The following is a 16841-nucleotide window of genomic DNA, read 5'->3' on the forward strand; positions in this document are numbered from 1 at the left end:
GAGCCACCTGAAACATTTCAAGAGATCTCCCAGACCTCACCGCGTCTCAGGCGGCTCGTCCGGGATACCTCCGCGAGAACGGCCTACTTCGGCCGCTTCGCTCCGTACTTCGAACGACGCTGCTTGCGGTTGGCGACACCCTGGGTGTCGAGCACGCCGCGCAGGATATGGTAGCGGACACCGGGAAGGTCCTTCACGCGGCCGCCACGGATGAGCACGACAGAGTGCTCCTGAAGGTTGTGGCCTTCGCCGGGGATGTAGCCAATGACCTCATGCCCGTTGGTGAGCCGGATCTTCGCGACCTTACGCAGAGCCGAGTTCGGCTTCTTCGGCGTCGTCGTATAGACGCGCGTGCAGACGCCGCGCTTCTGAGGGCACGCCTCCATGTGGCGCGACTTCTCGCGGTAGACCTTCGGGCTCCGGGGTTTCCGGATCAGCTGTTGTATCGTCGGCATTCGACGTTCCGCCTTCTCGACCGGCTCCACGCCGGTTGGTTGCCGTTTCGGTTTGTCCGCGCACCGCTGTTCGATAAGAATGCGTGCACCAAACAAAACCCGCCGAGCCCCGGATCCCCCGGAGCCTGGCACGGAAAAAACCAGAGGATCATCCGGCTTGCCTTATCGGCTTGCCAGCGATCTTGGTCCGAAAATGTCCTCTGCTTTTGGACGGCAGCGTCTAGGCCAAAGCGCGAAAACGCGCGGAGATTGCCTACCACCTACCGTGAGAGTGGGCGCAGCTATATACACTTGTGGATTCCCGGTCAACACCTTGCGGGCATCGAAAAGCAAGAAGTCGCGAGAGATTGCGATCTGACCGCAAAAAGTTCGCGCAATGCCATCGCCGCCCCGTGCCGGGTCCCCTCATTAAACACACGAATGACGCTTTTCGGGGGCATTTTTCGGTCGTCCTAGCCAGTTATCCCGCCTTTCCCCGTACCGCCGACCCCCGAACGCTGCGGAGGGTGAAAATGCCACCGTTCCTGGACACGAGCGCATACGCCGACGCAATGCAGGGGCCGAATCTGCGCGACGCGGCGATGCTGCTGCTCGGATTCGCCGGGCTTGTCGCCGCTCCGGCCATGCTGGCCTGGGGCATTGCCGGCCTGCTCGCGGTGCCGGTCCTGCTGGCGACCGTCTGCGCGCTGGTCGTGCGGATGCCGCCGGATGCGATGATGCGCCTCTACCGGGCGACCCCCGTGCCGCAGGACGACAGTCAGCTTTCAAGCCTCGTGGACGTCCTCGCCTACCGGGCGGCCCTCCCCCGGCGGCCCGATCTCTACGTGGTCCCGAGCCTGACGTTGAATGCGTTCGCGGCCGGCTCACGCGATCATTCCGCCATTGCGGTTACGGAAGGGTTGCTGAGGCGCCTTTCGCTTGCCGAGACGGCGGGCGTGCTGGCCCACGAAGTGGCCCATATCCGCAACAACGATCTCCTGGTGATGGGGCTCGCGGACGTCATCACCCGCGTTCTCCAGCTCATGAGCTACGCCGCTCTCGGGATCGCGCTTTATAACGGCCTCGCGTTTTTGACCGGCGAGGACCCCATATCCTGGTGGGTGGTCCTCACCCTTTATCTTGCCCCCGCGCTTTTCAGCCTGCTCCAGCTCGGCCTTTCGCGCACTCGGGAATTCCAGGCCGACGCGGACGCTGCGGCCCTCACGGGGGACGCGCCTGCGCTTGCGTCCGCGCTGCGCCGGCTCGAAACGACCACCGGCCATTTCTGGGAGGATCTGATGTTCCCGGTGCCCGGCCGGCGGGTGCCGCAGCCCTCGCTCATTCGATCGCACCCCGAGACGGAGGATCGCATCGCGCGCCTGGCCGCCCTCAAAGCGGCCTCCGGCGGCCAAGACCGGCACGCCCCCCTCGTCATCGTGGAGCAGCCGATGGTGAGCCTCGTCGGCTATGGGCCGGGCGACATGCGGCCCCGCTACCGCTGGCCGGGCCTGTGGTTCTAAACTCTTTTCGCTCACGCGCCGTCATGGCGAAGCCATGCTCCGCATGGACGGCGCTCCGCGGGGGCGGCACTCGTGCCGGGTCGCCTTGCTCCCGAGCCCTTGCGGGCTGGGTTGAGAGAGCGAACCGCTCACGCGCCATCATGGCGACGCCATGCTCCGCAGAGGCGAAAGCGGGGGATGTGACGGCCCGGCCATTGCAGCCCGACATATTTGTGCGTATCAGCGCGGACATGGACAGCATGACCCAGACCGCCCCGCCGATGCCGCGCTCGACGCTCAAGCTCGAAGCGATTCCCGACCTCGTCGCGCGCCTGCGCGCAGGCGAACGTCGTGCGATTGCCGCCGCGGTGACGGAACTCGAAAAACTCTCGACGAGCGCGCCTCCGCTGCTCGAAGCGTTGCAGCCTCATCTGGGGAACGCGCTTGTCGTCGGATTCACGGGACCTCCGGGCGCGGGCAAATCGACGCTCGTCAACGCCGTCATCGCGCATGTGCGCTCTCAAGGCGGCACGGTTGGCGTCATCGCGGTCGATCCGTCGAGCCCCGTGTCGGGCGGTGCGATCCTCGGAGACCGCATCCGCATGACGGCAGCCCTCGACGACGACGGCGTGTTCGTGCGTTCGCTTGCGAGCCGCGGCTATCTCGGCGGCCTTTCGCCGGCGGCTGTGCGCGTGATCGACGCGCTCGACGCCGCAGGCTTCGATCTCGTCCTGCTCGAAACCGTCGGCACGGGTCAGAACGAGATGGACGTTGCGGAAGTGGCGGACGTGCGCGTCGTCATCTCCGCGCCGGGCCTCGGCGACGACATTCAGGCCATGAAATCGGGCCTGCTCGAAATCGCGGACATCATGGTCGTCAACAAGGGCGACCGGGAAGGCGCGGAGCTGACGCTGCAGCAGCTTCTCGGCGCGCTGTCGATCCGTTCGCTCCGCTCGGCCGTGCCGGTGCTCAAGACCACCGCGACGACGGGCGACGGCGTGCCGGCGCTGGTGGAGAAGGTTCGCGAAGTCGGCCTGCAGGGCGCGGACGCCGGCCCTATGGCGCGACGTCGCCGCAGGGCGCGCTATCTCATCGCGCGGGCGGCCGCCGACGTCGTCGCGCGGCGCGTCAAGGAAGACAGCGGGCGCGAGATGGACGGGCTTGCGGACGAAGTTCTGTCCGGCCGCACGAGCCCGGACGCCGCGGCGCGGAAACTGCTCGCGCGCTCCGGCTGAAGCGCGGCATGGCCCCCTGCCGTTGCCAACAGCAGGCAATCAGGATTGGACGTCCGGTTCGGCGCGAAAGCGGAGGCGGACTTCGCCCAGCTCTACCGTATCGCCGTCATTCAACTCGCGCGATTTGCACCGCGTCTTGTTGACGATCACGCCGTTCCCCGCGCCGAGATCGGTGATCGTGAAGCGCCGCGTTTTCGCGTCGTACCGCACGGCTGCATGCCGCCGAGAGATCGAATCGTTCGACAGGCAGATGTCGTTGTCCCGGTGCCGTCCGACGCGCACATCGACCGAGCGTAGAGGATGGCGCGCAGCGTCGCCGTCGAGCGCTTCAAGCCAGCCATAGACAACGGGCCGCCGGTCCCCGTCGCGCTGGCGCGACGGTGCATTCGCGCGTGCCGGACGCGGCGCAGGCGTGGGAGGAGCCAGCGCAGGCGTTTGCCGTGTCGGGACACTCGCCGCCGCATCGTCTCCGACGTTGGCTGCAGCGCGCGGCTCAGCCTCGATCCACCAGCGCACGAACTGGAACACGTCTTTTCCAAAGAATACGCAGCCTGCGATGCCGAGGCCCGCGAACGCGCCCAACGCAAGAAGAACAAGCCAGCTCCGGCCTTCGCTTTCGACGATCTCGGAATCGGGCGTGGGAGCGGGGACGACAACCGGCTCGGCGGTCTCGACGCGCGGCGAAGGGGCGTGTGCAGCGGCCGGCGGGATCGTCACCTGAGTTTCGGCGGACAAAGTCTTTTCGTCCGCAAGGATCGCGGTGAAGGCGATTTTGCGCGTGCCCGCCGGACCGTCGAGAGCAGCCGTCACCATGCCGCCGTTCTCGACGATGTCCGTGAGAAAGCGGCTGGTGACGATCTCTCTGGTGAAATCGTTCTTTGCGCCCGCGCCGCGTTTCACTTCCGCGGCGTAGCCGCCGGTGTCCTCGGCCAAACGTGCGAGCGCTTCGAACTTCGAGCGCTGGCGCGCGTCGTCGTAATATCCGAGCACATGGATGGTCACGCCCGCATCGCGCGCGGCCTCCACGACGCGGTCGTGGGTCGCCTCCGTATCGTCCGACGTGCCGTCGGCCAGGATCACCAGCGATTTGCGCGCGCCGGTTTCTTTGGCCAGGGCGGCCACCGCCTCGCGCACCGCCGCGTAGAGATGGGTGGGACCCGTAGCCGCACCGATCGCGATGAGCTGGCGCACGAACGCATCGCGCGAGACGCCCGAATCGGCAACTGCCGTCAGACCATCGGCGAACGTGTATGCGGTAAAGCGGCGCTGGCCGTCACGCCGGTCCGCGATATTCACGACCGCATCCGCCATCTGGCCGAGCGTGGCGCGCCGCGCCGACGGCAACGTCTGGATGAGATAGGCCGTGGTGGAGCCCTCGCGCTCCGCATCGAACGGCTCGAAACGCGCATCGAGATCGGCGCTCTCGCCCTCGATCCGTGCCGTTACGGCCTGGAATTCGGCAGGGCCGGTTGCGCGCAACTCGCACACAAGCGTGCGCGTTGCGTTGGCTTGCGTGGGGGGCCCGCATTCGGAAAGAAGCCGAACCTCGGACGCTTGCGCGCCAGCCGCACCAAAGAAGGCCACGATTGCGAGGCCGACCGCTACAACAGCTTTGCGCTGCCTCGCCGGGCGCCACATGCTCGCGTCTCCAGGTATCGTCATAGGGATTGGATCGCCATCTTACGCCGCCGGTCCGGTGCGTTCAACATCAGCCCCCGCCCGCTCGTGGCCGACATGCGATCTCCTCATCAGAGCCACCTTCATGTGCCGGATGCATGGGGCCAGGGCAACCCTTTCCGACATCATTGGAATGGGGCATTGTGACGGCGCGACAGCCAGGACGTCGCGCGAGGGGAGACGCCAATCCATGGAGGGCGAAAACGACGCGGTGCTGAAAGCCGGCACCCGCATCGACCAATACGTGATCAGGGGCGTTCTCGGCCGCGGCGGATTCGGCATCACCTATCGCATCGACGACGAGATGCTCCACAAGGAATTCGCTCTCAAGGAGTTCTTCCCCGAGGATCTCGTGCGGCGCGAGAACGGCGGGCTCAAGTTCACCAGCCGCGCCAACGCCGAGGAAGACTACCGCTGGGCGCTCAAGAAATTCTTCGACGAAGCGCGCCTGCTGGCGCAGTTCAATCACCCGAACATCATCGGCGTACGGCGCGTGTTTCAGCAGAACGACACCGCCTACATGGTGCTCGACCTGATCCAGGGGCGCACGCTGGAGACCTGGCTGCGGGGGCTCGACAGCCCGCCGACGCAAGACGAACTCGACCTCGTGGCCGCGCCGCTTCTCTCCGCTCTCGAACTCGTGCACCAGAACCGCACCTGGCATCTCGACATCTCGCCCGAAAACATCATGGTGCGCGGCGCCGACGGTATGCCGATCCTTCTCGACTTCGGGGCGTCACGCTTCGAGATCAAGCAGCACTCTCAGCTCGTCTCCGCGCTGGTGTTCAAGAGCGGCTACTCGGCGCCCGAGCAATACGTCTCCACCGCTGACCGTTACGGGCCTTGGACCGACATCTACGCGTTCGGCGCGACGCTCTACCGCGCGGTTGCGGGCACGAGACCGTCGGAAGCGACAGCGCGCCAACTCGCGGACGATCTTGTTCCCGCAATCGACGCCGGCGCGGGGCGCTATCGCGCGCGTTTCCTCGAAGCCATCGACGACGCGCTGCGCCTGTCTCCCGGCGACCGGCCGCAGTCGGTTGCCGAATGGCGATCCAAGCTGCTCGCGGGGAGCGCCCTGGCGGACGATGGCGAGATCGAGGATGCGGCGGAGACGACCGTGAGGGTCCATGCCGCCGAGAATGCCGAGGCACAGCCCTCCGGCGCGGAAGCGCGACTCGCTCTTTACGCGCGCCTCGTGCGCACGCGTCTTGCCGAGCTTCCACAGCATCCCTGGGTCGCCAAAGTCAGAAGCCTACCGTGGTCTGACTGGGTGTCGCGCATTCCGCATATCGAGAAAGTGCGCGCCTTGCCCCCCCGCATCCTGGCAGCGTCCGCCGCGGGTGTCGCCGCGCTGCTGCTGGCGCTCGGCGTGTTGGTCTTCAGCGGCCAGTCGGGCCCGTTCGCGCGGTGCGGCGGGCTCTTCTCGGGCGCGGATTGCTGGGGCGCCGTCGTCGACAGCGGCGGCAACATCTTCGCGCGCGTGCAGGAGCGCAGCCGGGAAACGGCGGAAGCGGCCGCGCTCAAATCCTGCAACGAAAAACTCGGGCGCGCGGAATGCCACGTCATCGCGCGGATCACGAAAGACCAGTGCTGGTCGCTCGCGGAAGTCTCCACCGATCCGGCGCGCTGGAAGGCGGCGACGGGGCCCTCCATCGAGCGAGCGGAAACGGATGCCCGCTGGGCCTGCGAGCGGGCGTTCGGTGTGTGCCACGTTGCGCTCACCTTCTGCGCCGACGGAACGCGCGGGCATTGACGGCGCGGCCAGCTTGGTCTTTCGCTACCGCTCTTCTCGAAAGCGGTTGGTGATCGGATACCGCCGGTCGCGGCCGAAATTGCGCGACGAGATCTTCACGCCGGGCGCGGCCTGGCGGCGCTTGTACTCCGCGAGATAGAGCAGACGCTCCACCTTGCGCACGACATCCGGATCGTGGCCGCGCGCGATGACGCCGGCAACCGGCAGCTCGTGCTCGACCAACGACACGAGAATGTCGTCCAGCACGTCATACGGCGGCAGGCTGTCCTGGTCGGTCTGGTTCTCGCGCAGCTCGGCCGTCGGCACGCGCGTGATGATGCTTTCGGGGATCGCCTCGCCCGCCGGGCCGAAGCCGCCCTTCGGAACATGCGCGTTGCGCCAGCGCGACAACCGATAAACCTCCAGCTTGTAGAGATCCTTTACGGGATTGAACCCGCCATTCATGTCGCCATAGAGCGTGGCGTAGCCGACGCTCATTTCGCTCTTGTTACCCGTCGTCACCACCATGGCGCCGAACTTGTTGGAGATCGCCATCACGATGACCCCGCGTGCGCGGCTCTGGATGTTCTCTTCCGTCAAGTCGGCCGCATGGTTCCTGAACATGCCTTCGAGGGCGGCCGTGAAGCCGTCCACGGCGGGCGCGATCGGCACCGTGTCGAGACGGATGCCCAGCGCCTCCGCGCAGGCTTTTGCATCGGCGATGCTCTGATCCGACGTGTAGCGATAGGGCATCATGATCGCGTGGACACGATCGGCTCCCAGCGCATCGACGGACATGGCGGCCACGAGCGCGCTGTCGATGCCGCCGGAGAGGCCCAGCACGACACCCGGGAAGCCATTCTTGTTGACGTAATCGCGCAGGCCCAGCACGCAGGCCTGATAAGCGGCGCCATCGCCTTCGGACTCCGTATGGACGGGGGCCTGCGCGCACGTCCAGCCATCGGGGCCGCGTGTCCACTCCGTGATGGCGACGTGCTCCTCCCAGGCGGGCAGCTGGCAGGCAAGGCTGCGGTCGCTGTTCAGGACGAACGAGGCCCCATCGAACACCAACTCGTCCTGTCCGCCGATCTGATTGACGTACGCGAGCGGCAACCCGCTTTCGGTCACGCGCGCAACCGCGATGTTCATACGCACATCCGGCTTCTTCCAATCGAAGGGCGAGCCGTTGGGCACGAGCAGGATTTCGGCGCCGCATTCGGTGAGGCACTCCGTGACCTCGTCGTTCCAGATATCCTCGCAGATCGGCACGCCGAGGCGCACGCCTCGGAAGCCGATGGGGCTCGGCAGGCTGCCGGGGCGAAACACCCGCTTCTCGTCGAACACGCCGTAGTTCGGCAGATCGACCTTATGGCGCACGGCAGCGACGGTACCGCCATCGAGCAGCAGCACCGCGTTGTAGATGGCGTCACCCTCGGGCCAGACCGTGCCGACCAGCACGGCGGGGCCAGGCCCGAGACGGGCCGCCAGCGCCTCGGCACGCGCACGCGCGGCGGCATGGAACGCGGGCTTCAGCACCAGGTCTTCCGGCGGATAGCCGGTCAGAAACAACTCCGGAAAGACGACGAGATCCACGCCCTCGGCGGCGGCGATGGCCCGCGCATCGAGAAGCTTCTTTTCGTTGCCGTCCAGGTCGCCCACGGTGGGGTTCAACTGGGCCAGCGCGATTTTCAGTGAGGTCGGCTCGGCTTGAGCCTCGGATGCGGTGCTGCTCATGCAGGAGATTTAGGGCGCGGACGGGCGGCGGTCCAGCGACAACGGCGGCGCAGGACGCGCGGCCCGTCTGCATGGCCGTCATCCGCTAGCGGCGTATCGGCCCGCGCGCGAACGCGCTAGGGTCTCTCGCGCCGTCTTTTTCCCCCTTTTGAATCCAGCCCCTCATGATCGCGATCCTCTCCCTCGTGCTCCCCGTATTCGCGCTGATCGCGAGCGGCTACCTCGTCCGGCGCATCGGCGTCATCGGGCGCCCCGCCGTGTCGGAACTCAACCGCGTCGTGGTTTACCTCGCGCTGCCCGCGCTTCTGTTCGACGTGATGGCGCACGCTGAACCTGGGGAACTCGCGCAGCCGGGGTTCATCGCGGCATTCGGACTTGCCTGCGGCATCGTCTTTTACGGCACGCTCGGGCTCAGTCTCCTCGCCGGGCGGCCGCTCGCCGAAGCCAGCCTGGACGGGCTCAACGGTTCGTACGCCAATACGGCCTACATGGGCTTTCCCGTGTTGCTGATGCTGTTCGGATCCGACAGTCTCGTGCCGGTGACGATCGCGTCCATCCTCACGGTGTGCGTGCTGTTCGCGTCGGCCATCGTGCTGATCGAGATCGGGATCAACAGCGAGCGCCATCCGTTGAGGCTCGCGGGGAAAGTCACGCGCTCGCTGATCCGCAATCCGCTGTTGATCGCACCCGTTGCCGGGTTGCTCTACGGACAAACGGGGCTGGGGCTTCCTGTCGCCGCCGAAAGCTTCCTCAAGCTCCTGGGTGGCGCTGCCAGCCCGCTGGCGCTCGTGGTGATCGGCCTCTTTCTCGCGGAGCCGCGTCCGGTCGGCGCTCGCGAGGTCCGCGCCTCCGCCGGGCTCGCGCTCACGAAACTTGCGGTGCAGCCGGTGCTGACGTGGGGGCTCGCGATCCTGATGGGCGTTCCGCCGCAGCTTGCCGCAATGGCTGTGCTTCTCGCGGCCATGCCGACGGGGACGGGGCCCTTCATGCTGGCCGAGTTCTACAAGCTTCCCGCCGTCGTCACGTCGGCGGTGATCCTTGTCTCCACGCTCGCCGCGCTCGTCACGCTGCCGCTGCTCATGCTTGCGCTCGGTGCCGGGCCGCAACCTTAACGGCCGAGACCCATACATTCCGCGCATTCGGGATTATTCTAAAGAACACACCTGCGCGGCACCGCGGCCCCTTGTGCCATCCGGCGCCATGGGGCACTGGTGAGCCAAACCTAGAGCGTTTCCGATCCGATGAAATCGGATCGGAAACGCTCTAGAACTTTGATGAGACCGATAATTCACGCTTCGGACTTTCTCTGCGCTGCCGATTCACGCCGCGCCGGGTAGGCGGCGCGGCGATCGGAGCGACTAGGTCCGAAGCGATCATGGTCTAGACTGGAAAGCACCCTCATGCGCCTCGATGCCATTGCAATCGGAGACAATCCGCCTCACGACGTCAACGTCGTCGTCGAGGTGCCCGTGGGCGGCGAGCCCATCAAATACGAGATGGACAAAGCGTCCGGCACGCTGTTCGTCGACCGCTTCCTCTATACGCCGATGCGCTATCCAGGGAATTACGGGTTCGTGCCGCACACGCTGTCCGAGGACGGCGACCCGATCGACGTGCTCGTGTGCAATACGCGTGCAATCGTGCCGGGTGCCGTGCTCAATTGCCGCCCCGTCGGCGTGCTCGTCATGGAGGACGAGGGGGGCGGAGACGAGAAGATCATCGCGGTCCCTTCCGCACGCCTGACGAAGCGCTACGAAAAGGTCCGGAACTATTCGGACCTCCCCGAGATCACAATCCAGCAGGTCGACCACTTCTTCTCGCACTACAAGGATCTCGAACCCGGAAAGTGGGCGAAGATCCACCATTGGGGCGACGCCGCGGAGGCCCAGCGCCTCATCACGGAAGCCATCGCACGCGCTAAAGGCTGAACGTCGCAACGCGCATTTCCGGGCGACGAAAGCAAAAAAGGGGCTGGGAGACACCGTCTCCCGCCCCTTTTTCGCGTCCCGCGTTGGTGAACTTGTTGCGCCGTACGACGTCAGTCGATCTTCTCAGCGACAGACGTGCTTGTCGGCGTGGTCGCCGTCTCGTCGTAGGCCGTTTTGACGTAGGCGTCGCCGGTCCGCGTGATTTTGGTTGTCCACCCGGTGTCCCAAGTGATGACGGCGGAGTGATCTTCCTCGGCCCACGTCCCGCTCATACCCTCGCCACCGAGTGTCGCCTCGGCCGTGCCTGACGGCAAAAGCGCGATGTTGAAGGGCTTCCCGTGCGAATCCGTGACCTCCCAAGTTCCGGTGAATTCGCTCTCGGCAGGGTTGTCTCCCGCGGGCACGACCATTGCGAGAAAATTGGAGAGCATGGTGCTCCCCTGTCTGCTCAGGTTTCCCATTGGGTCCTCCTCTCGTCGGAGGCCGCCGGCGAATAGTGAGACCGATGATCCGCGCATCAGGCCGATAAGGCCTGAAGCGATCATGGTCTCGGGCGCACGGCCGCTCACTCAGAGGAGAAACGCCTCAGGCATAGCCCGGTTCCCGCATGCTTGTCGGTTAGGCAAACGCGGCGAGCGGCGCTGGCGGCGCACCGCGCGTTTCGCGTTCGAGCTTCATCCGCTCGGCCACGAGGAACGCGAGTTCCAGCGCTTGATCGGCGTTGAGCCGCGGGTCGCAGTGCGTGTGGTAGCGATCCGAAAGATCCGTCTCGGAGATCGCCGCTGCGCCGCCCGTGCATTCCGTCACGTTCTGGCCCGTCATCTCGACATGGATGCCGCCCGCGTGCGTACCCTCGGCGCGATGCACGTCGAAGAACGCTTCGACCTCCTTCAGGATGCGATCGAAGGGGCGCGTCTTGTAGCCGCCCGCCGCACTGATCGTGTTGCCGTGCATCGGATCGCACGACCACACGACGCGGCGCCCCGCCTTCTCCACGGCGCGGATGAGCTTCGGCAGGTGCTGGCCCACCTTCTCGTGGCCGAAACGGCAGATGAGCGTGAGGCGGCCGGGATCCTCCTTCGGATTGAGGATGTCGATGAGGCGCAGGAGATCGTCCGGCTCCAGCGAGGGGCCGCACTTGATGCCAATCGGATTCCTGACGCCGCGGCAGAACTCGACATGCGCATGATCGAGCTGACGCGTGCGGTCGCCGATCCAGAGCATATGGCCGCTCGTGGCGTACCAGTCGCCGCTGGTGGAATCGAGACGCGTCAACGCCTGCTCGAAGCCGAGCAGCAGCGCTTCGTGGCTCGTGTAGAAGCGCGTGGCGCGAAGCTGCGGCGTATTCTCGCTCGTGATGCCGCACGCACGCATGAAGCCCAGCGTCTCGGCGATGCGATCGGCAAGGACCTGATAGCGGTGACCCTGGGGGCTATCCTTTACGAAGCCCATGTTCCACTGGTGCACGCGTTCGAGATCGGCATAGCCGCCGCTCGCGAAGGCGCGGATCAGGTTCAAGGTCGCGGCCGACTGGCGGTACGCCTCGATCTGGCGCTGCGGATCGGGGATGCGCGCCTCGGGGGTGAACTCCGGCCCGTTGATGATGTCGCCGCGGTAGGAGGGCAGCTCCATGCCGTCCTTCTTCTCCATCGGAGACGAACGCGGCTTCGCGAACTGACCGGCGATGCGGCCCACCTTCACAACGGGGCTGCCGCCTGCGTACGTCAGAACCACAGCCATCTGCAGGAAGACACGGAAGAAGTCGCGGATGTTGTCCGCGCCGTGCTCAAGGAAGCTCTCGGCGCAGTCGCCCCCTTGCAGGAGGAAGCCCTCGCCGTTCGCAACATCGCCCAGCGTCTTCTTCAGTTCGCGCGCTTCGCCCGCGAATACGAGCGGCGGGAACGTCGCAAGACGGCCCTCGACATCCTTGAGCACCGAAGCGTCAGGGTAATCGGGGACCTGGACGATCGGGAACGAACGCCAGCTCTCTGTGGACCAGTTGGGCATGATCAACCTTCTCCTCCCCCGCGGACACGGCCGCGAGGGTCACAACAATCGGATTTCCCGTGTTCGCGATTGCGGCACCGGATAACCGGCACCTCTCGACCCCAAGCGGTATGACTTCAGCGGCTTATAGGGCAAGAGCCAAACGAGTGCCAGTGCGAGAGCCCAAAGCGCCTCGATTGGAACTTCCGCCCTATCTGTCCCTCGGAAACTGGCTCTCCCCCGGAAACTGGCCGCCCGTTGGAATCTGGGTTCTCGCAACCGTCCGCTCAAGGGGGCCGTGAACGAAAGAAGGCGGCCGAACCGGCCGCCTTCTCCGAGTTTCACCGTTTGACCAGCGCGGGGCGCTACTCGGCCACGCGGCGGCGGCGGCGTGCGGGCGCGCCCGCTTCCCCCGGCCCGGCCAGAGCCCGCTCGGCGTCGGAGCGCGCGCGCTCCTTGCTGATCAGCTCGTCGCGCTTGGCGGCGATGCGGCGCAGACCGCGCAGCATTCCACCCGTACCGGCCGGGATCAGACGGCCGACGATCACGTTCTCCTTGAGGCCTTCCAGCGTATCCGACTTGCCGATCACGGCCGCATCCGTCAGCACGCGCGTCGTTTCCTGGAAGGACGCCGCGGAGATGAACGAACGCGTCTGCAGCGACGCCTTGGTTATGCCGAGCAGAACCGGGGTCGCGGACGCGGGACGCTTGCCCGCCTTCTCGATCTTGGCGTTCACCTCGTCGAACTCGATCCGGTCGATCTGCTCGCCCTTGATCAAGTCCGTCTCGCCCGTGTCGGTGATCTCCACCTTCTGCAGCATCTGCCGGACAATGACCTCGATGTGCTTGTCGTTGATGGTCACGCCCTGCAGACGGTAGACGTCCTGGATCTCGTTGATGAGGTAGTTCGCGAGTTCCTCGACGCCCTTGATAGCCAGGATGTCGTGGGGCGCCGGGTTGCCGTCGTAGATGTAATCGCCGCGCTCCAGGCGGTCGCCGGGCTGAACGGCCAGGCTCTTGCCACGCGGAATTAGATATTCGACGGGCTCGGCGCTCTCGTCATCCGGCTTGATCGAGATGCGCTGCTTGTTCTTGTAATCCTTGCCGAACTCGACGGTGCCCGACACCTCCGCGATGATTGCGTGATCCTTCGGACGACGCGCCTCGAAGAGTTCGGCCACGCGCGGCAGACCGCCCGTGATGTCGCTCTGCTTGGCGGAGGCCAGCGGAATACGCGCGATCACGTCGCCCGCCTTCACGTCCTGGCCCGGATCCACCGAGAGAATGGCGTCCACCGTCAGGAGGTAGCGCGCGTCGCCGCCACGGGCCACCTTGATTGGCTTGCCCTTGGCGTCCTTGATCACGATCGCAGGCTTGAGCTCCGCGCCGCGCGGGGTTGCGCGCCAATCGACGATGACGCGGTTGGTGCTGCCCTTTACCTCGTCGGTCTGCTCGCGCACGGAGGCGCCGTCGATGAGATCCTCGAACTCCACCTTGCCCGAAGCCTCGGTGAGGATCGGACGGGTGTAGGGATCCCACTGGGCGAGGCGCGTCCCGCGCTTCACCTCGTCGCCCTCGTCGACGTGGACGCGCGCGCCGTACTGCACCTTGTGCGTCGACAGCTCCTTGCCCGATTGGTCGACGATGACGATCGCCATCGTGCGGGTCATGGCGATCATGCGGCCCTGACCGTCCTTCACCAGCGCGCGGTTCTTGATCTTCACCGTGCCGTTGAAGTTGCTTTCGATGAAGGACGAGTCGACCACGTTCGCCGTGCCGCCGATGTGGAACGTGCGCATGGTGAGCTGCGTGCCCGGCTCGCCGATCGACTGGGCGGCGATGACGCCGACCGCCTCGCCGATGTTGACGGGCGTCCCGCGCGCGAGGTCGCGGCCGTAGCACTTGCCGCACACTCCGGTGATGGTTTCGCACGTCAAGACGGAGCGGATGCGAACTTCCTGAACCTCGGCCTTCTCGATCGCTTCGGCGTGGCGCTCTTCGATCAGCTCGCCGGTCGCGACGATGACCTTGGGCTCCTCGCCCTTCGCAGCGGGTGCCACGATGTCCTCGGAGGCCGTGCGGCCCAGCACGCGCGCGCCGAGCGACACGATCACCTGACCGGCATCGACCACCGCCTGCACCTTGATGCCGCGGTCGGTGCCGCAATCTTCCTCGGTGATGATGCTGTCCTGGGCGACGTCGACGAGACGGCGCGTCAGGTAGCCCGAGTTCGCGGTCTTCAAGGCGGTGTCGGCGAGACCCTTACGGGCGCCGTGCGTCGAGTTGAAGTATTCGAGAACGGAGAGGCCTTCCTTGAAGTTCGAGATGATCGGCGTCTCGATGATCTCGCCCGAAGGCTTGGTCATGAGGCCGCGCATTCCGGCGAGCTGCTTCATCTGCGCGGGCGAACCACGCGCGCCCGAATGGCTCATCATGTAGACCGAGTTGATCTGCTTCTCGCGGCCGCCGTCGTCCTTCTCGGTCGCGGAAATGCGATCCATCATCTCCTTGGCGATCTGATCGGTACACTTCGACCAGGCGTCCACCACCTTGTTGTACTTCTCAAGCTGGGTGATGAGACCGTCGTTGTACTGCTGCTCGAACTCGCGCACCATCTCGGCCGTGTCGGCCACGATCTTCGACTTGGTGTCGGGGATGAGCATGTCGTCCTTGCCGAACGAGATGCCGGCCTTGAACGCGTGATGGAACCCGAGCGCCATGATGCGGTCGCAGAAGATCACCGTCTCTTTCTGACCGCAGTTGCGGTAGACGGCGTCGATCATGCCTGAGATGGCTTTCTTGGTCAGGAGCTGGTTGACGAGCGAGAAACTCACCGTCGACATCTTCGGCAGCACCTCGCCAAGGATCATGCGGCCCGGCGTGGTCTCGACCAATTCAACCGTCGCATTGCCTTCGGCATCGTAGCTCGTAAAGCGGCCCTTCACCTTGGCGTGCAGGCTCACGGCGCCGGCTTCGAGCGCGTGGCGCACCTCGCCGACGGACCCGAACGCCATGCCCTCGCCCGGCTCTTTCTCACGCATCAGCGAGAGATAGTAGAGGCCAAGCACGATGTCCTGCGACGGCACGATGATCGGCGAGCCGTTCGCGGGGTGGAGAATGTTGTTCGTGCTCATCATGAGCACGCGCGCTTCGAGCTGGGCTTCGAGCGACAGCGGCACGTGAACGGCCATCTGGTCGCCGTCGAAGTCGGCGTTGAAGGCCGCGCAAACCAGCGGATGAAGCTGAATCGCCTTGCCCTCGATCAGTTGCGGCTCGAAGGCCTGGATGCCGAGGCGGTGCAGCGTGGGGGCGCGGTTCAAGAGAACCGGATGCTCGCGGATGACCTCGTCGAGCACGTCCCAAACCTCGGACTTCTCCTTCTCGACCAGCTTCTTCGCCTGCTTGACCGTGGCAGCCTGGCCGAGCGTCTGGAGACGCGCGTAGATGAACGGCTTGAACAGCTCAAGCGCCATCTTCTTCGGCAGGCCGCACTGGTGCAGCTTCAGCTCGGGGCCGACCACGATGACCGAGCGGCCCGAGTAGTCCACGCGCTTGCCGAGGAGGTTCTGGCGGAAGCGGCCCTGCTTGCCCTTCAGCATGTCGGCGAGCGACTTCAGCGGACGCTTGTTGGCGCCCGTGATGACGCGGCCGCGACGGCCGTTGTCGAACAGGGCGTCGACCGACTCCTGCAGCATCCGCTTTTCGTTGCGGATGATGATGTCGGGCGCACGCAGCTCCATCAGCCGTTTCAGACGGTTGTTGCGGTTGATGACGCGGCGGTAGAGGTCGTTCAAATCCGAGGTCGCGAAGCGGCCGCCGTCGAGCGGCACGAGGGGACGCAGCTCGGGCGGGATGACCGGAACCACGGTCAGGATCATCCACTCGGGCTTATTGCCGCTCTCGATGAAGCTCTCGATGACCTTCAGGCGCTTGCCGAGTTTCTTCGGCTTCAGCTCCGTCGTCGCTTCGGCGATTTCCTGGCGCAGGTCGTCACGGATCTTGCCGAGATCCATGCCCGTCATGAGCTCGCGGATCGCTTCGGCGCCGATACCGGCGGTGAAGCTGTCGGGGCCGTGCTCGTCGATGGCCTGGTTGTACTGCTCTTCGGTGAGGAGCTGCTTTTCCTTGAAGGGCGAAATGCCGGGCTCGATGACGATGTAGTTCTCGAAGTAGAGGACGCGCTCAAGATCCTTCAGCGTCATGTCGAGCAGCAGGCCGATGCGGCTCGGCAGCGACTTCAGGAACCAGATGTGGGCGACGGGGGCTGCAAGCTCGATGTGGCCCATGCGCTCGCGGCGGACCTTCGCCAGCGTCACCTCGACGCCGCACTTCTCGCAGATCAGACCCTTATACTTCATGCGCTTGTACTTGCCGCACAGGCACTCGTAGTCCTTGATCGGCCCGAAGATGCGCGCGCAGAAGAGACCGTCACGCTCCGGCTTGAACGTGCGGTAGTTGATCGTCTCGGGCTTCTTGATCTCACCGAACGACCACGAGAGGATGTCGTCGGGCGAGGCGATCGAGATCTTGATCTCGTCGAAAGTCGGGACCGACGCTTGGGTCTTGAACAGGTTGGTGATCTCGTTCATCGGCTCTCTCCAGGGGACGCTCAG

Annotated in this window: 11 protein-coding genes; 5 read left to right on the plus strand and 6 right to left on the minus strand. The window is 65.5% G+C overall.

Going from position 1 to position 16841, the window contains the following annotated elements; all coding sequences use genetic code 11:
- Positions 1 to 83 precede the first annotated feature (83 nt).
- The gene (gene rpsL / locus W911_RS13690; protein WP_023788142.1) at positions 84 to 455 is read right to left on the minus strand and encodes a 30S ribosomal protein S12; all 372 of its coding nucleotides are present in this window, start codon (positions 453 to 455) and stop codon (positions 84 to 86) included.
- 512 nt (positions 456 to 967) lie between these two features.
- On the opposite strand from rpsL, the gene W911_RS13695 reads away from it, so the two are divergent.
- Positions 968 to 1954, plus strand: a complete 987-nt coding sequence (locus W911_RS13695) for a zinc metalloprotease HtpX (RefSeq protein ID WP_023788143.1) — start codon at positions 968 to 970, stop codon at positions 1952 to 1954.
- Positions 1955 to 2193: 239 nt separating this feature from the next.
- Complete coding sequence (gene meaB, locus W911_RS13700; protein WP_144083604.1) at positions 2194 to 3168, plus strand: methylmalonyl Co-A mutase-associated GTPase MeaB; 975 nt, start codon at positions 2194 to 2196, stop codon at positions 3166 to 3168.
- A 39-nt stretch (positions 3169 to 3207) separates the two neighbouring features.
- Here the strand turns inward: meaB and W911_RS17480 are convergent, their stop codons facing one another.
- The gene (locus W911_RS17480) at positions 3208 to 4806 is read right to left on the minus strand and encodes an FHA domain-containing protein (RefSeq protein ID WP_023788145.1); all 1599 of its coding nucleotides are present in this window, start codon (positions 4804 to 4806) and stop codon (positions 3208 to 3210) included.
- 229 nt (positions 4807 to 5035) lie between these two features.
- Here W911_RS17480 and W911_RS18220 point away from each other — a divergent pair, with 229 nt between their 5' ends.
- Positions 5036 to 6601 (plus strand): serine/threonine protein kinase, encoded by a 1566-nt coding sequence (locus W911_RS18220; RefSeq protein WP_051388561.1) that lies wholly within the window; start codon positions 5036 to 5038, stop codon positions 6599 to 6601.
- A gap of 24 nt (positions 6602 to 6625) precedes the next feature.
- Here the strand turns inward: W911_RS18220 and W911_RS13715 are convergent, their stop codons facing one another.
- The gene (locus tag W911_RS13715; protein WP_023788146.1) at positions 6626 to 8314 is read right to left on the minus strand and encodes an NAD+ synthase; all 1689 of its coding nucleotides are present in this window, start codon (positions 8312 to 8314) and stop codon (positions 6626 to 6628) included.
- A 164-nt stretch (positions 8315 to 8478) separates the two neighbouring features.
- Here W911_RS13715 and W911_RS13720 point away from each other — a divergent pair, with 164 nt between their 5' ends.
- Complete coding sequence (locus W911_RS13720; protein WP_023788147.1) at positions 8479 to 9426, plus strand: AEC family transporter; 948 nt, start codon at positions 8479 to 8481, stop codon at positions 9424 to 9426.
- A gap of 288 nt (positions 9427 to 9714) precedes the next feature.
- On the plus strand, positions 9715 to 10242 hold the full coding sequence (gene ppa, locus W911_RS13725; RefSeq protein WP_023788148.1) for an inorganic diphosphatase: 528 nt from the start codon (positions 9715 to 9717) through the stop codon (positions 10240 to 10242).
- 110 nt (positions 10243 to 10352) lie between these two features.
- On the opposite strand, the gene W911_RS13730 is transcribed toward ppa, so the two are convergent.
- The 3 genes from W911_RS13730 to rpoC form a co-directional block, all read right to left on the minus strand.
- Positions 10353 to 10673, minus strand: coding sequence for a hypothetical protein (locus W911_RS13730; protein ID WP_023788149.1), 321 nt, complete (start codon positions 10671 to 10673; stop codon positions 10353 to 10355).
- Between the two features lie 187 nt (positions 10674 to 10860).
- Positions 10861 to 12249: a class II 3-deoxy-7-phosphoheptulonate synthase gene (locus W911_RS13735; RefSeq protein WP_023788150.1), complete on the minus strand. Its 1389-nt coding sequence runs from the start codon at positions 12247 to 12249 to the stop codon at positions 10861 to 10863.
- Between the two features lie 344 nt (positions 12250 to 12593).
- Entirely contained in the window at positions 12594 to 16817 is a 4224-nt protein-coding gene (rpoC, locus tag W911_RS13740) for a DNA-directed RNA polymerase subunit beta' (RefSeq protein ID WP_023788151.1), read from the minus strand.
- Positions 16818 to 16841: the final 24 nt, after the last annotated feature.

The sequence above is a fragment of the Hyphomicrobium nitrativorans NL23 genome (assembly GCF_000503895.1).
In the GTDB taxonomy this organism is placed as follows: Bacteria; Pseudomonadota; Alphaproteobacteria; order Rhizobiales; family Hyphomicrobiaceae; genus Hyphomicrobium_C; species Hyphomicrobium_C nitrativorans.

What these genes read in the sequence shown, in the direction of transcription:
- rpsL (WP_023788142.1), bottom strand. Translation starts at nt 455, where the DNA reads ATGCCGACGATACAACAGCTGATCCGGAAACCCCGGAGCCCGAAGGTC.
- W911_RS18220 (WP_051388561.1), top strand. Translation starts at nt 5,036, where the DNA reads ATGGAGGGCGAAAACGACGCGGTGCTGAAAGCCGGCACCCGCATCGAC.
- rpoC (WP_023788151.1), bottom strand. Translation starts at nt 16,817, where the DNA reads ATGAACGAGATCACCAACCTGTTCAAGACCCAAGCGTCGGTCCCGACT.
- W911_RS13695 (WP_023788143.1), top strand. Translation starts at nt 968, where the DNA reads ATGCCACCGTTCCTGGACACGAGCGCATACGCCGACGCAATGCAGGGG.
- meaB (WP_144083604.1), top strand. Translation starts at nt 2,194, where the DNA reads ATGACCCAGACCGCCCCGCCGATGCCGCGCTCGACGCTCAAGCTCGAA.
- W911_RS13735 (WP_023788150.1), bottom strand. Translation starts at nt 12,249, where the DNA reads ATGCCCAACTGGTCCACAGAGAGCTGGCGTTCGTTCCCGATCGTCCAG.
- W911_RS17480 (WP_023788145.1), bottom strand. Translation starts at nt 4,806, where the DNA reads ATGTGGCGCCCGGCGAGGCAGCGCAAAGCTGTTGTAGCGGTCGGCCTC.
- W911_RS13715 (WP_023788146.1), bottom strand. Translation starts at nt 8,314, where the DNA reads ATGAGCAGCACCGCATCCGAGGCTCAAGCCGAGCCGACCTCACTGAAA.
- W911_RS13720 (WP_023788147.1), top strand. Translation starts at nt 8,479, where the DNA reads ATGATCGCGATCCTCTCCCTCGTGCTCCCCGTATTCGCGCTGATCGCG.
- W911_RS13730 (WP_023788149.1), bottom strand. Translation starts at nt 10,673, where the DNA reads ATGCTCTCCAATTTTCTCGCAATGGTCGTGCCCGCGGGAGACAACCCT.
- ppa (WP_023788148.1), top strand. Translation starts at nt 9,715, where the DNA reads ATGCGCCTCGATGCCATTGCAATCGGAGACAATCCGCCTCACGACGTC.